General features: G+C 51.4%; 15 protein-coding genes. 7 read left to right on the forward strand and 8 right to left on the reverse strand.

Annotated elements, in window-relative coordinates:
- Positions 1-92 precede the first annotated feature (92 nt).
- From mraY to mraZ, 6 genes are read right to left on the reverse strand one after another with little or no spacing between them, the layout of a single operon-like run.
- Positions 93-1,310, reverse strand: coding sequence for a phospho-N-acetylmuramoyl-pentapeptide-transferase (mraY, locus tag IMY23_RS06815; protein WP_192821363.1), 1,218 nt, complete (start codon positions 1,308-1,310; stop codon positions 93-95).
- Between the two features lie 56 nt (positions 1,311-1,366).
- Positions 1,367-2,833, reverse strand: coding sequence for a UDP-N-acetylmuramoyl-L-alanyl-D-glutamate--2,6-diaminopimelate ligase (locus IMY23_RS06820; protein ID WP_192821364.1), 1,467 nt, complete (start codon positions 2,831-2,833; stop codon positions 1,367-1,369).
- Complete coding sequence (locus tag IMY23_RS06825) at positions 2,772-4,925, reverse strand: penicillin-binding protein (protein ID WP_192821365.1); 2,154 nt, start codon at positions 4,923-4,925, stop codon at positions 2,772-2,774. The genes IMY23_RS06820 and IMY23_RS06825 overlap by 62 nt, the downstream gene beginning before the upstream one ends.
- The gene (locus IMY23_RS06830; RefSeq protein WP_192821366.1) at positions 4,915-5,355 is read right to left on the reverse strand and encodes an FtsL-like putative cell division protein; all 441 of its coding nucleotides are present in this window, start codon (positions 5,353-5,355) and stop codon (positions 4,915-4,917) included. Before IMY23_RS06830 ends, IMY23_RS06825 begins: the two co-directional genes overlap by 11 nt.
- 38 nt (positions 5,356-5,393) lie before the next feature.
- Positions 5,394-6,320 carry a 16S rRNA (cytosine(1402)-N(4))-methyltransferase RsmH gene (gene rsmH / locus IMY23_RS06835; RefSeq protein WP_192821367.1) on the reverse strand — a complete coding sequence of 309 codons (927 nt, stop codon included), beginning with the start codon at positions 6,318-6,320 and terminating at the stop codon, positions 5,394-5,396.
- A gap of 7 nt (positions 6,321-6,327) precedes the next feature.
- Positions 6,328-6,804 (reverse strand): division/cell wall cluster transcriptional repressor MraZ, encoded by a 477-nt coding sequence (mraZ, locus tag IMY23_RS06840; protein WP_192821368.1) that lies wholly within the window; start codon positions 6,802-6,804, stop codon positions 6,328-6,330.
- Positions 6,805-7,131: 327 nt separating this feature from the next.
- On the opposite strand from mraZ, the gene IMY23_RS06845 reads away from it, so the two are divergent.
- The 7 genes from IMY23_RS06845 (at position 7,132) to IMY23_RS06875 (ending at position 13,558) form a co-directional block, all read left to right on the forward strand.
- The gene (locus tag IMY23_RS06845; RefSeq protein WP_192821369.1) at positions 7,132-7,572 is read left to right on the forward strand and encodes a hypothetical protein; all 441 of its coding nucleotides are present in this window, start codon (positions 7,132-7,134) and stop codon (positions 7,570-7,572) included.
- A 163-nt stretch (positions 7,573-7,735) separates the two neighbouring features.
- A complete protein-coding gene (locus tag IMY23_RS06850; protein ID WP_192821370.1) occupies positions 7,736-9,067 on the forward strand; it encodes a TonB-dependent receptor in 1,332 nt (443 codons plus the stop codon).
- 3 nt (positions 9,068-9,070) lie between these two features.
- On the forward strand, positions 9,071-9,880 hold the full coding sequence (locus IMY23_RS06855; RefSeq protein WP_192821371.1) for a TonB-dependent siderophore receptor: 810 nt from the start codon (positions 9,071-9,073) through the stop codon (positions 9,878-9,880).
- 20 nt (positions 9,881-9,900) lie between these two features.
- Positions 9,901-10,614, forward strand: coding sequence for an acetolactate decarboxylase (locus tag IMY23_RS06860; protein WP_225986435.1), 714 nt, complete (start codon positions 9,901-9,903; stop codon positions 10,612-10,614).
- A 172-nt stretch (positions 10,615-10,786) separates the two neighbouring features.
- Positions 10,787-11,140, forward strand: coding sequence for a heavy-metal-associated domain-containing protein (locus IMY23_RS06865; protein ID WP_192821372.1), 354 nt, complete (start codon positions 10,787-10,789; stop codon positions 11,138-11,140).
- Positions 11,141-11,567: 427 nt separating this feature from the next.
- Positions 11,568-12,233 (forward strand): TetR family transcriptional regulator C-terminal domain-containing protein, encoded by a 666-nt coding sequence (locus IMY23_RS06870; protein ID WP_192821373.1) that lies wholly within the window; start codon positions 11,568-11,570, stop codon positions 12,231-12,233.
- 5 nt (positions 12,234-12,238) lie between these two features.
- Entirely contained in the window at positions 12,239-13,558 is a 1,320-nt protein-coding gene (locus tag IMY23_RS06875) for an AarF/ABC1/UbiB kinase family protein (RefSeq protein WP_192821374.1), read from the forward strand.
- 57 nt (positions 13,559-13,615) lie between these two features.
- Here IMY23_RS06875 and IMY23_RS06880 read toward each other — a convergent pair whose 3' ends face one another.
- A complete protein-coding gene (locus IMY23_RS06880; protein WP_192821375.1) occupies positions 13,616-14,329 on the reverse strand; it encodes a fatty acid desaturase in 714 nt (237 codons plus the stop codon).
- A 120-nt stretch (positions 14,330-14,449) separates the two neighbouring features.
- A complete protein-coding gene (locus IMY23_RS06885) occupies positions 14,450-15,295 on the reverse strand; it encodes a 4-hydroxy-3-methylbut-2-enyl diphosphate reductase (protein ID WP_192821376.1) in 846 nt (281 codons plus the stop codon).

Genomic DNA, 15,295 nt, shown 5'->3' on the forward strand with positions numbered 1-15,295 from the left:
TTCAAGCGTTCTGTGCAGTGTAATTTATTCTGAAACTGAATTTCCATTTTTGGCTTCATTTCTGAAAATGAGCCCCAAAACGGAAAATCTTCCTACCTCAATTTCAAAGTCACCAAAGTCAAAATGGCCAGCATGATGCCCACGGTCCAGAAGCGGGTGACAATCTTAGATTCATGGTAACCTAGTTTCTGGTAGTGATGGTGCAGCGGTGACATCTTGAAAATTCGTCGGCCTTCGCCGTATTTGCGTTTGGTGTATTTGAAGTAGCTCACCTGAATCATAACCGATAGGTTTTCCACTAAAAAGATGCCGCAGAGAATTGGGATTAGGAGCTCTTTTCTCAAAATGAGCGCCAAAACGGCAATGATGCCGCCAATGGAAAGGGAACCGGTGTCACCCATGAACACTTGCGCCGGGTACGAGTTGTACCACAAAAAACCCACGCAGGCGCCCACAAAGGCGGTACAGAAAATCACCAACTCGCCGGTGTTGGGAATGTACATGATGTCAAAGTAATCGGCGAAGATGGCGTTACCAGACACCCAGGCAAACACCGCCAAGGTAGTACCAATAATAGCTGAAGTCCCAGCGGCTAGGCCGTCAATGCCGTCGGTGATGTTGGCGCCGTTTGATACGGCCGTGATGATGATAATCACCAACGGGATGTACAGGAAGCGGGCGTAAGAGCCCAAAACGGGACTCGCAAAGCTGAAGAAATGGTGGTAATCCAGTTCGTTGTTTTTGGTGAACGGCACGGTGGTAATCATCTTGCGAACGTCTTCAAAGGAACCACCCACGTCAATGGCCGAGATACCTTTTTCTGTGAGGTATTGGCGTACCACCACGTCTTCGTTGAAAAACAACACCACGCCTACAATCAACCCCAAACCCACCTGCCCAATGATTTTGAACTTGCCGGCCAGACCTTCTTTGTTCTTCTTGAAGACTTTAATATAATCATCCAGAAACCCGATGGCGCCCAGCCACAGCGTAGACACCAGCATTAAAATAATATAGATATTGCTCAGTCGTGCCAGCAGAAGCGTAGGCAGCACAATGGCCAACAGAATGATTAGACCGCCCATGGTTGGCGTGCCTTTCTTCTCCATCTGGCCTTCCAGACCCAAGTCTCTGATGGATTCGCCTACTTGTTTGCGATGCAGCATTCTTATCAAGCGTCCGCCGAAAATCATGGCAATCAAGAGAGATAGCAGCGCCGCCAAGCCAGCCCTGAACGAAATGTATTGGAATACACCCGCGCCCAGCACGTCAAATTCTTGGTCTAAGTATCTAAAAAGGTAATACAGCATCTTATAATGTTTAGGATGTAGGCATTTTCTGCCTTGCCTTCCCTGCTATCCGTCGGTTATTTCTGGAGGAGCGCGAAGGCTTCCTGTAGAATCAATTTATCGTCAAACGGCGACCGCTCGCCTTTCACTTCCTGGTAGGTTTCATGTCCCTTGCCCGCCACCAGAATAATATCATCAGGTTCGGCCAGCATGACGGCGGTTTTAATGGCTTCGCGGCGGTCAATCACCGAAAGCGCTTTTTTCAAATCCACTTGTTTCACGCCTACCTGCATCTGGTTCAAAATCTCCTGCGGGTCTTCATCCCTAGGGTTGTCTGAGGTCAGAATCACGCGGTCGCTTAAACGAGCCGCGATGTCGGCCATGACCGGGCGCTTGGCCGCATCACGGTTGCCGCCGCAGCCTACCACGGTAATCACCTTCTGTTCTGGTTTCCTGATTTGCTGAATGGTTTGCAGCACGTTCTCCAGCGCGTCTGGCGTGTGGGCGTAATCTACAATGGCCGTAATCTGGTCCTCGGGCGACACCACATAGTCAAACCGTCCGGCTGCCGATGATAAATCTGATAAGCTGGCCAAAACTTCGGGAGAATCTTCTCCCAGCAAAATGGCCGCGCCATACACCGCCATTAAATTATAAGCATTGAACGTCCCGATTAACCTGAACCAGACCTCCTGCCCTTCCAGCTCCAGCTGCAAACCCTGAATGGAATTGTCTATCAGCTTGGCTTTGAAATCGGCTTCCTTGCGCAGCGCGTAGGTGTATTTGCTGGCTTTGGTGTTCTGCAACATAACCATGGCGCGCTTGTCATCGGAGTTTACCAACGCAAACGCTTTTCTAGAAAGGAAATCGAAGAATAGTTTCTTGGCCTTAATGTACTCGTCAAAGGTGCCGTGGTAATCCAGGTGGTCATGCGAAATATTGGTAAAAACCGCCCCAGTAAATTCCACCCCGGTCACGCGGTGCTGCACCAGGGCGTGCGAACTCACTTCCATGAAGGCGTGCGTACAACCAGCTTTCACCATTTGGGCCAGCAAGCCCTGCAACGTGATGGCGTCGGGCGTGGTGTGCGTGGCCGGAATAACGGTTTCATTGATTTGGTTTTGTACCGTGGAGAGCAAACCGGCATTGTAGCCCAGCTCGCGGTACAGTTTGTGCAGCAAGGTCACGCAGGTGGTTTTGCCGTTGGTGCCGGTGACGCCCACCAGCTTAAGTTTTCTAGACGGATAGTCATAAAACGCCGCGGCCATGTGGCCCATGGCCGCGGCGGCGTCTGGCACCACCACCACCGTTACTCCGGCTGGGGCGTTTTTGGGCTCTGTTTCGCAAATGACCGCCGAAACGCCCTGCGCCATGGCGGCTTCTATGAAATCATGCCCATCGCGGAGCGTGCCTTTGATGGCGAAAAACGCCACGCCCGGCCCCGCCTGGCGAGAATCCATGGTTAACGCAGAAAGCTCGGGGTTAGAAGGCCCGAGCAATTGCGTTGGCTGGAGGGCCTGCAGCAGGTTTTGTAGTTGTGCCATTTTTTCCAAGGGTAAGGGTAATGATTGCGCCTTTCTGAACAGGTTCGCCGGGCGTAAGACTCTGGCTTTGCACTCTGCCTAGCCCCACAATGCGTACGCGCAGGCCGTGGTTTCCTAAGAGATACAGGGCGTCTTTCAAGGTCATGTCCGTCACGTCGGGCACTTTGCCCATCTTCACGGGAACCGGTTTCAAGGCCACCGAGTGTTTTTGCGTGTCTACCCTAATCCAGTCTTCCTCGGGGTTGATGGGGTGGGCGCTGATGCCCAGTTTGTCACAGAGTAATTTGATTTCCTCCTGGCTTCCGGCGTGGAGCGTGGGCAGTTTAGGCTGAACGCCGGCTGGTTTGCGCGCCATGGGTTTATGGATGGCTAGATCCTGGGCATAAGCCTTATCTGCCAATTCTCTGAACACCGGCGCGGCCACATCACCGCCGTACTGTGCACCTTTCTGCGGATTGTCAATAATCACAATGCAGCTGTACTTGGGCTTGTCAGCCGGGAAATACCCCACAAACGAGGTGGAATATTTACGGGTGTACTGGCCGTTTATTACTTTACGGGCAGTACCGGTTTTGCCGGCCACTTTGTAGTCTTCGCTGCGCACGTTCTTGCCAGTTCCGTTCTCTACCACACCTTCCATCATGGCCCTTAGTTGCGCCAAGGTTTCGTCTGAACAGATTTTTGGGTTCAGAACCTTGGTCTCAAACTGTTCCAGCACGTTGTCTGCGCGCTTGATGCTCTTCACAATCATGGGCTGCACTTTCACGCCGTTGTTGGCCACCGCATTGTAAAAGGCCAAAGTCTGCAGCGGCGAAAGCTTTAATTCATAGCCAATGGCCATGGTGGACAAAGACGGACGGCTCCAGCTGCGGTCTTTCGGCGATTTGATGTACGGAATGGCCTCGCCGTTCATCTGGAAACCAAGCGGCTGGTGCAACCCGAACTTGTGCAGGTAGTCTACATATTTCTGCGGCTGGCTTTCAAAGGTTTTCTGAATCAGCTTGGCCACGCCCACGTTAGACGATTTCTCAAACACTTGCTGCAGCGTGATTTTGCCGTAGCCATGCGTGTCTGTTTTCACTGCGCCGCCAATGCGTTCTGACCCGTAGCCGGTTTCCACGGTGTCGGTGAGTTTCATGTCGGTTTCCTCCAAGAGGGCCATCATAGACGCCAGTTTGAACGTAGAACCGGGCTCCGTGCGGCCTTGGTTACCCACCGCGTAGTTATAGTCTTCCTCGTAATACCCCGGGCCGGCCTTGCCTAGATTGGCGATTGCTTTAATCCGGCCGGTGCTTACCTCCATCAGAATCACACAACCGTGAGCGGCGTCATTGATGGTGAGCACGCGGCGCAGCGCACTTTCGGCTACGTCCTGCAGGTTGATGTCAATGGTGGTTTGAATGTCGAAGCCCGGCATGGGTTTCACCTCGGTTCCGTCATTGATGGGCTTGTTGCCACCGGCCATGCGTTCAAACAGAGCTTCGCCATCTTTGCCGGCCAAATGGCGGTTAAAGCTAAACTCCAGACCGGCGCCTTTGCGGTCTTCGTTGATGAAGCCAATGGTGCGCTTGGCCAAGGACCCGAACGGCAGGAACCGACGGTCAATCTTCTCAAATATCACCCCGCCTTTGTTTTTCCCGGCCCTGAAAATCGGCCATTTGGCCATCAGTTTTTTGTCCTGGTAATTAATCAGGCGACCGTTGATACGCACGTATTTTCGGTTCTTGGCGCGGGCGCCCTTGATTTTTCGCTTGTAATACTCCGGAGATTGGTCCCCGAAAAACCGCGACAGCATCATGCCCAAGGAGTCAATGCCTTTGTTGAAGACTTCGTCTTTGGGAATGGATGGGTCAAAGGCCACGCGGTAAAAGGGCAATGACGTAGCCATGATACGCTCGTCATCTGAGTAGATGTTGCCGCGCGTGGCGTAAATGGGCTGGTAATGGAACCGCTTCTCGTTGGCAATTTCGCGCCAGCGGTCCCCGTCCTTGAACTGAATGTAGGCCACCTTGTACATAATGGCGAACGCGAACAGGCAGATAGCCAAAAAGGCCAACCGTACGCGCGTAACGATGGACCTCTTAATATTCATTTTTACCTACAATTACTTGAATGGGCGGCGAAGAACTTTCTACCAAACCGCTGGGCGCCACGTTGCGAGCAACCTCGCTCTGCTTGCTGGCCTCCATGTAGTCAGACTTGAGCGTGGTATAGTCAGCGCGCAGGTCCTCGGTTTCAGACTTGGTTTTGTCAATCTGCCGCAAAGTACGCTCTGCGTAGTGGGTGTTGCCAATGTAGAACAAGACTACGCCCATAAGAAACAAAACCTTGGGCAGGTACCGCACAGGCAGGCCATCGGCGAAGAAGAAATCAACTTTGGTGTAGCGGTCCAGCAGCTCAAAAAGGCTGGTGCCTTTCTGCCGGGGCTTGCGGGGTGCGCGCGGCGGTTCCACCTGGGGCACCTCGCGCAGGGTGTTGGCCTTGGGCCGGATGTTTTGCGGACGTACAGTGTTGACTGCCATGGTACGGTTGGTAAAATTTCTCTATCCCTGCTTCCTCTCTACTTTTTAGCCAAATCCTGGGCCTCTCGCTTCACGGCCACGCGCAACTTGGCGCTGCGGCTTCTGTTGTTTTCCTGTAATTCCTGCGCGCCGGGCACAATAGGCTTGCGCGTGACAGAATCAAGGGGTTTTATCTCGTTCCCGAAGAAGTCTTTCTCTACTTCCCCAAAAAACTTGCCTTTGCTGATGTAGTTCTTAACCAGGCGGTCTTCCAGGCTGTGGTAGGAAATCACGGACAATCTTCCGCCAGGCTTGAGCACTTCCACGGCCTGCTCCAACATCTCCTCCAGCGCTTTCAGTTCATCGTTCACCTCAATTCTGAGGGCCTGAAACACCTGGGCTAGGTACTTATTTTCCTTACCCCTTGGGGTACAGCCCTGTATGGCTTTCTTAAAATCTGCGATGGTCTCAATTTCCTGCACGTTGCGCGCCGACACAATCTCTCGGGCCAGCGTTTTGGCGTTTTTCACTTCGCCATACAGCCCGAAGATTTTGTGCAGTTGCTCTTCTTCATAGGTCATAATGACCTGCTGCGCAGTGAGCGGACTTTCTTTGTCCATGCGCATGTCAAGCGGGCCGTCAAAACGGGTGGAGAAGCCGCGCTCAGCGGTGTTGAACTGGTGTGAGGAAACGCCCAGGTCAGCTAGAATGCCGTCTACCTGTTTCACGCCGTACAGTCTCAGGTATTTTTTGAGGTACCGGAAATTTGCTTTCACAAACGTGAAGGTGTCTGAGATTAGTTTCTCTGACTGCAGTTCGGCATCTGTGTCCTGGTCAAAGGAATAGAGCTGCCCGCCCTTCATCTGTGACAAGATGTGCGCGGAGTGACCGCCACCGCCAAAGGTGACGTCTACGTAAATACCGCCGGGCTTTATGGCCAGCGCATCTACCGATTCCTGTAATAAAACGGGTTGGTGATAGCTCATGGCCTGGTTACTCGCTTAAAATAGTTGTAGTGGCTGTGGTTTCGTCTCCCAAAAATTTCTGGGCCATTTGGGAGAAGTTCTGCTGGTCTTTAATTAAGAAGGCGTCATACTTCTCTGGGTTCCAGATTTCTACCCGGTTGCCTAACCCCACCACAATGGCTTCTTTCTCAATTTCCGCGTAGCGTACCATGGTGCGGGGCAGAATAAAGCGGCCTGCGCCATCCAACTCTACCTCAGTGTTGCCCCTGAAGAAATTCCGCTGGAAATGGCGGTACTCCTCATTGAATTCGTTGAGCCCGGAAACCCGGTCATAGATGACCTTCCACTCCGTTTTGGGGTACAACACCAAACACGGCTCAAACCCGCGGGTCAAAACCACCTGGTTTCCAGAATCTTCGGGAAGGTTGGCTTTGATTTTGGCAGGCAGCACCAATCGTCCCTTCGGGTCTAGCTTACATTCATATTCGCCGGAGAGGAAGTTCATGATAAGTGGTGTGGTGACTGCGGTCTTTGGTACAAAACAAAAGTAGTAAAGCCGCCCGCAAAGTCAACCACACTCTCCCACTTTTTCCCACTTTGTGGATAAATCATGGTTATCCACCCCACTTATGCACATTATCCACATTTTTTCTGGCCTGGTTGGGAAAACTTTTGGATAACATTTGCCGGAAATCTAGTAGACTATTGCGCAAAAAGTGCCAACGCGCTGTTTTAGAGCACATTTCAGATTTAGAGCCCAAAAACGGAAGTCAAATATGAAGCGTGGCGCGAAAGTGGTGGAAAGTGGCGCGTTTTTCCGTAACTTTGGGGCATGCACCGGAAAACCAGGCATATTCTCCTTTTACTGCTCGCCTTCAACGTGCTCACGGGCTCGGTGGGGATGGCGGCCACGCAGCGCTTCTGCGCCATGCTGGGCATGGCCCCGTCGGCAGCGGCGGCGGAGAAGATGGAGAAGATGGGCTGTTGCAAGGCCAAGAAGAAAACACCAGTTTGCCCAACTGCGGAAACAACTACCCTAGACAAAACGCCTTGCTGCACGGTTGCCACCACGTTCCATACAGTTGACGTAGCGCCAACGAACAAGCTGCCCAAAGTTGAGTTTGCCGTTTTGGCCGCAGTGCCAGAAACGTCTTTTTTAGTTCCTTTTCTGGGTGCTCAGTCAGTAAGTAAAGGCTGGCCGCTGTACTCAGATTCTTCTCCCCCGCTGGCCGGTATTGACCTGCTGCACCGCTTGCACATCCTCAACATTTAGTTCTGCAATTTCCCACTTTGGCGCACGCGCCGAAGCAAAGGCTTTCTATGGCCTATCCCCTTTGGAAATTTGTTTTACTAAATGAATCACACCTATGTTTTTTTCTAAACGTCAGACCGCTCTGGTTTTGACTCTGTTTGCGTTTTTGGGCTCCTTTTCCGGAATGGCGCAAAATCTGACGGGCCGCGTGGTAGACGCGGCCAATAACCAAGGATTAATTGGCGCCTCTATTTCTTGGCTGGGTACTACTGAAGCCACTTCCACTCTGGCCAACGGCATCTTCTCTTTAAAACCCAGCACCACGGGCGTAACGGCTATTCTGGTTTCCTATGTGGGCTACTATCCTGACACTATTCAAGTCAATGGCCAAACCAATATAACGGTCAAGCTGAAGTCTTTCTCAGATTTGCAGGAAGTGACCGTGACCGGCAAACAAGACCGTTACTCGGCGCTCACGCCCACCAACACGCAGGTCATTACGTCCATGGATTTGCTTAAATCGGCGTGCTGCAACCTGGCCGAGAGCTTTGAGACCAACGCCTCGGTGGAAGTGACTACCTCAGACGCCGTCTCAGGGGCCAAGCAGATTCAAATGCTGGGGCTGGATGGTTCCTACACATTGCTTACTACCGAAAATGTGCCGGCTTTGCGCGGATTGGCCACGCCATATAGACTCAATTATTTGTCTGGCACCTACATTGAGGCAATTGACATCATCAAAGGAACCGGCTCGGTGCTGAACGGCTATGAATCCATCTCGGGTCAGGTGAACGTGCGCCTGAAAGACCCGGAGAAAACCGACCGCCTGCACCTGAACCTTTACGGCAACAGCCTGGCCAAATGGGATGCCAACCTCAACACCTCGTTCACAGTTGCGCCAAAACTAACCACGGTCTTAATGTTGCACACGGACCAGTTGAGCAACCGCGTGGACGGCAACAAAGATGGTTTTCTGGATTTGCCCTTGGGCAAGCACTACAATGTGTTCAACAAGTGGAAATACAACACCGGCAAGCAATGGGTGGCGGAGATTGGGCTGCAGGCCTTAAATGAAACCCGCACCGGCGGACAGGTGAACTACCGCCGCGGCATGCCCCAGCAAGAAGGCAGTTTCTATGGCATTGAATCTGAGACCGACCGCGTGAGTGCGTATTCCAAAACCTCGTATACGTTCAAAAACAAACCTTATCAGAGCATCGGGTTGATTTTGTCTGGGTCTAACCATGAATTTGACTCGCAGTACGGGCCCAGAATGTATGACGGCCAGCAGAAAAGCGGTTTGGCGAATCTGATTTTCCAGTCGGCGTTTGGGAATACGTCGCACACCTATAAAACCGGACTGAGTTACCAGCTGGAAGACCTGGACGAAACCTTGGCGGGCAAACGCTACACCCGCAAAGAGTTAGTGCCGGGCGCTTTCTTTGAATATGTGTACCAGAACAGCACCAACCTGACCTTAGTAGGCGGTATTCGGGCGGACCATCATAACCTGTAAGGCATGGTGTACACGCCGCGCTTCAACGTGAAATATGATTTCAACCCTAATTCCATCTTGCGTCTAGCGGCCGGAAAAGGATTCAGAGTAGCGAACCCTATCGCCGAGAACGTGGCTTCCTTAATCAGTAACCGTGATTTTGTACTGCCTAACAACTTAGAACCAGAGAAAGCCTGGAACCTGGGCGGAAGCTTCACGCAGTACTTTGAGGTGGGCAACCGCAAGGGCGCGTTCATCACTGATTACTACTACACCACGTTCCAAAACCAGGTAGTGCCTGACATGTACACCAACCCCAACCAGGTACAGTTTTCCAACCTGGTGGGACGGTCCTTCTCCAAAAGCTTTCAGGCAGAATTGCAGTATGAACTCACCGAAATGCTGGACGTGAAAGCGGCCTACAAGTATTTTGACGTGAAAACCAGCTACAACGGCCAACTCCTGCAGCGCCCCTTTATCCCCAATCACCGGGCGTTTGTGAACCTGGGCTTCGCGACGCCTTTTGACAAGTGGCGGGCAGACTTGACGGCGCAGTGGTTCGGGAAACGGTTAGTGCCTTTGATGGAACACCAGCACGAAGGCGAAATAAGAACCAGGTCGGTGAGTCCGTATGCCGCGTTCAACGGGCAAATCACGCGCGCGTTCAAACGCTGGGAAGTGTATGTGGGCGGCGAAAACCTGCTGGGCTACACTCAAAAGAACCCTATTCTAGGCGCAGACCAACCGTTCAGCCAACACTTTGACGTCAGCATGATTTATGCGCCCATCATTGGTCGCGTGATTTATGCAGGTCTCAGAATCACCATCAAATAGGTTTTGTAAAACACATCAATATGAAAACGAAAACCACTCTGGCATTTTGCCTTCTGGCCCTTTTGACAACCAGTCAATCAAGGGCGCAGAAGCAAAGCCCCGTAAAGATTGTGGGCGCCATGAAAAATGTGATGATGCGCGGCCAACTCCAGGGCACCATTGCGTTAGACACCATCGCGCAGAAAACGCATTTGTACGGCTTGGGGCCCATGGAAAACCTGGCCGGTGAAATCTTGATTCTGGACGGCAAAGCCTACAAAGCAACGGTTCAGCCAGATTCTTCCATGCGTGTGGAAGCGACCTTTGAGCTGAAAGCGCCGTTTTTTGGCTACACCACCGTGACCCAATGGAAAGAACACGCCTTGCCTGCTAAGATTCAGACGCTCGCGCAGCTGGAAACCTACCTTGACCAGCAGACCAAGAAGGCAACCCGTCCGTTTCTGTTTAAATTGGCGGGCGAAATAAACCAGGCCACCATTCATGTGGTGAATTTGCCCCCGGGCACCAAGGTAAATTCGCCCAAAGAGGCGCACCAGGGCCAGGTAGATTATCAGCTGCAAAACGAACAGGTAGAGATTCTAGGCTTCTTTTCCACGGAACATAAAACCATCTTCACCCACCATGACACCTTTTTGCATCTGCACCTAATCACCGCTAACCGGCAGAAAATGGGACATTTGGATAACGTTCAATTCAAGCCAGGAACCATTAAATTGTACCTGCCCGTGAACTAATATGGCGTTCTGGAAATTTAGAAGGTAGTTTTTGCCAGGAAGCAGAACTTTAACAGAAAATAACTTCCTGCTACTTCCGCTAAATTTCTATTTTTGGCCTGATTTTGGATTTAGAGCCTGAAAACGGCCAGCTTTGAAATAATTTTTAACACACAATCATACACCATAACCCATGAAAAGCTTAAAAACCCTATTATTCTCTTTGGTATTTGTTGGTCTTGCTACGTTCGGCTTTGCGCAGGGCGGTAAGAAAGGCGAGGAAGTTAAATTCAAAACCTCTGCCGTGTGCGGCATGTGCAAAGCCACGTTAGAGAAAGGCCTGGCCTACGAGAAAGGCGTGGAGAAAGCCACCCTGGACGAAAATACCAAAGTGCTCACCGTGCAGTTCAACAGCACCAAAACCTCTGCTGACAAATTGAGAAAAGCCGTGAATGACCTGGGCTATGACGCTGATGATTCTAAAGCCACGCCTCGCGCTTATGACCGTTTAGACGCCTGCTGCAAAAAAGACAACGGCGTGCACTAAGCATTATCAAATATCAAGTGTAAGAAAGGCTCCCAATTGGAAGCCTTTCTTTGTTTAGGCGTTGATGTATTTAGAAACCCCTTTGATTGATGTAGAGTATTTTGCACGTAGGGACAGGGCTTGACCTGTCCGCCCACGCATTCCTGATACCAGCAGCCCCGACTACTCTCTGCTCTAATCCAAAGAAACAACCATGATGTACGGCCACCGCATTGGACAGGTCAAGCCCTGTCCATACCAGTAGACTCACCTTAAATAATTTGTAAACCATCTAAACGCCCTCCTACCCCCCCAGCTTTTGGCTTCATTTTCAGAAACGAGGCCAAAAACAGAAACTCAAAACGCTTGCTTAGTATTTCGGTTATTTAGGAGTTTGGGTAAACCTCTTGGGGCTCTGGTTTGTTGTGAGGGTATACCAGCAATAGCCATGGAAACAACCACACCTATACAAATCCAGTCAGAAAACATCAGAGAAAGAATTATTCAGGAATACGTGCACCATGTGTTGGAACATGGCCGTGAACCTGCCTCCGTTTATAAATTCGCGCAGAGTTTGGGCATTAGTGAAGAAGAGTTCTACAACTACTTCTCCTCGTTCCAGGGCGTGAAAGAAGGTTTGTGGGAACAAATCTTCGACCAGACCTACAGCAGCATGCACGCGCAGGCGGTGTACACCCAATACAATTCCAAAGAGAAGCTGCTGGCCTTTTATTACACCTGGCTGGAAGTGCTCAAGAAACACCGCAGCTTTCTGTTGGTCGCCTATCCGTTGCCAGAGAGCCTGAGAAAAATGCCTAGCCCAGAGTTGAAGGCGTTCAAGACCAAGTTCCAGGCTTTTGTGCAGGAACTAGTGCTCCAGGGCAAAGAAGCCGGCCTGCTCGCCGACCGTAAATTCTTCTCTGACCGCTACCCAGACGCGCTGTGGCTGGAGACGCTGTTCATCTTCCAGTTCTGGTTGCGTGATACCTCCCAGGGCTTTGAGAAAACCGATGCCGCCATTGAAAAATCAGTGACCCTGGCCTTTGACCTGATGGGCAGAACCGCCGTGGACAGTCTGGTTGACTTCGCTAAATTCCTTTATCAGTCTAAATAAATTTCATGGACAATAGCCCGCAAGAGCAAGACCATATTCCTACCTCCAAAGTGCAGCGCGCTTCCAAGTTTATTGGGGCCGGGGCCAAAGTGGGAGGCAATTATATTAAGCATTACGCTAAAAAGATAGTGAACCCCAGCCTGGGCAAAGAAGCCTTGCACACTGAAAATGCCCAGGACATTTACGCCTCTTTGAGCCAGTTGAAAGGCAGCGCGCTCAAGATGGCCCAAATGCTGTCTATGGACAAAAGCGTGATGCCCCAGGCCTACCAAGATAAGTTTGCGCAGGCGCAATACAGCGCGCCGCCGCTTTCTTACCCGCTGGTGGTGCGCACGTTTCAGAAATCCTTCGGGAAGACGCCGGAGCAGCTATTTGATACGTTTTCCACCTCGGCGGTGAACGCGGCCTCTATTGGCCAGGTGCACCAGGCCACCAAAGGCGGCAAGACCTATGCCGTGAAAGTGCAGTACCCTGGCGTGGCCGAAAGCGTGAGTTCAGACCTGCGCATGGTGCGGCCCTTCGCGTACCGGTTGCTCAACATGAACGAGCGCGACATGGACCATTATCTGCAGGAAGTGGAGGAGAAACTGCTGGAAGAGACAGATTATGAACTTGAGGTTCGCCGCTCCGCGGAAATCTCTGCCGCCTGCCAGCACCTGCCCCATCTCACGTTCCCTAATTATTACCCAGAACTCAGCAGTTCGCGCATTATTACCATGGACTGGCTGCCCGGCGCGCACCTGCGTGAATGGCTGGACACCAAACCCACCCAGGAAGAACGCAACCGCATTGGCCAGGCCCTCTGGGATTTCTATGATTTTCAGGTACACCACCTCAAGCAAGTACACGCCGACCCCCACCCCGGCAACTTTATTGTGCAGCCCGGCCCGGTGTTGGGTGTGATTGACTTCGGCTGCATTAAAGTGATTCCGGAGGATTTTTACCTAGGCTATTTCTCCCTGATCAAGAAAGACTCTCTGCTGAAGGAAGCCGAATTGAACCAGATTTTCTTTGACCTGGAGTTCATCAATAACCAGGACACCGCGGCGGAACAGGCGTATTTCAAAGGTGTTTTCAAGGAAATGATTTCGTTGCTGGGCCAACCGTTCCATGCGCCGTCGTTTGACTTTGCCGATGACCAATACTTTCAGCAGATTTACATGCTGGGCGATAGAATCTCACAGGACAAAATGTTCCGGAATTCCCGAATGGCGCGCGGGTCCCGCCACGGGCTTTTCGTGAACCGGACATATTTTGGCTTGTACAGTTTGTTGAACCAGTTGAAAGCGAACATCACCACCACCAAACCGGCCTGGCTCAGCTAAGCAAATTTCTGGTTTTGCCCTCAAATAGAAAATGGAAGCCAAAAACGGCTTCCATTTTTATGGATGCAACAGGCGGTCTTTTTCTTGATACAATTTCCACCAGGGCAGATACGGTTTGTCATGGTGCTCGTAGTGGTAGCCAAAGAAATAGCAGCTCAGGAACGCCCACACATGATTTCGCTGTTGCGTGCCAGATTTATGCTTGTTTTCCGGTTCATGCTCACCCCTATGCGGCAAGTATGTCCCGAAATAAAACAGTTGGAACGTAGCCGTCACGGCGGGTATCATCCAAAACAGCACCACGTTTTCCACTGGAAACCAAAGCTGTAGCACATGGTAGGTGCCCGCCATCAGCAAGACTTGCACCACGGTAATGTACTGCCGCGCAAAGCTGAAAAACCACAGAAAGAAATTGCCGCCATGGTAATCTGGGTCATGTTCGGTGGCTACGTGTTGGTGGTGCTGGTGGTGCTTTGGCAGCAGCCGAAAATAATAGTTATAGGCAAATAACCCCGCTGCCACCGTACCAATAACCATGTTCAACTTTTTCTTGCCGGGCGCCACCACGCCGTGCATGGCATCATGGGCGGTAATGAACAGGCCGGTGTATAAATGTGACATCACCAACACCGCCACGTACGTCAACGGCGACGCAAAATCCACTTCCCAGTTGAGCAGAAACCACAGCACGCTTGCCCAGGCCACCAGAATAGTGAGCGCAATCAGCACGCCGGCGTTTTTTTCCAGGAAAGTAGTAGGTTGGTTTTTCATGGTTTAACTCCTACACGTAGTGGGCGAAGGTAGTTCCGTTGGCAGGTGGCAAGATACAAAAGTACAGACAATCCCGTTTTTGGCTTCGTTTTCAGAAATGAGCCCGAATACGCATTTTTTTTAAAACGCTGACAGCGCGTTGCGCACTTCCTCCATCAGCCACATGGGCGTAGACGTGGCCCCGCAAATGCCCACCGATTCGCCGGCCGTGAACCAGTCGGGTTGCAGTTCCTCTACTTTAGAAACGAAGAATGTGTTGGGATTGGTGTCTTTGCAGACCTGGTACAGCACGCGCCCGTTAGAAGACTTGGTACCCGACACGAAGATAATCTTGTCAAAGCGCAGCGCGAAATTGCGGAGTTCTTTGTCACGGTTAGAAACTTGCCTACAAATGGTGTCATTGGCGTTCACGGCATACCCACGGCCTTCCAGTTCGCCTTTAATGCGGTAGAAGCTGTCGGTGCTTTTGGTGGTTTGGCTGTAAAGCGTGATGTTCTCCGGCAATTCATGCCGAAGCAGTTCCTCTAGGTTCTCAAATACCACCGCCTCGCCGCTGGTCTGGCCTAACAACCCCAAAACTTCGGCGTGGCCGTGTTTGCCGTAAATGAAAATCTGCTCTTTTTTATCGAAGGAAGTCTTAATGCGGTTCTGGAGTTTGAGCACCACCGGGCACGAGGCATCAATCAGGCGCAAATTATTTTCCATCGCCATCTGGTACGTAGAAGGTGGCTCGCCGTGGGCTCTGATTAAAACGCTTTCATCGCGGAGCGTGGCGAGGGTATCATAATTGATGATGCGCAGGCCTTTGTGCTGCAGGCGCTCCACTTCTTCGTCGTTGTGCACAATATCGCCCAGGCAATACAGGTAGCCCTGCTCTTCCAGAATATCCTCAGCCATCTGTATGGCATAGATTACCCCAAAGCAAAAGCCCGAATTGTTGTCAATATGTACCTGAAGTTGACGCAT

This window comes from Rufibacter sp. LB8 (genome assembly GCF_014876185.1).
Classification (GTDB): Bacteria; Bacteroidota; Bacteroidia; order Cytophagales; family Hymenobacteraceae; genus Nibribacter.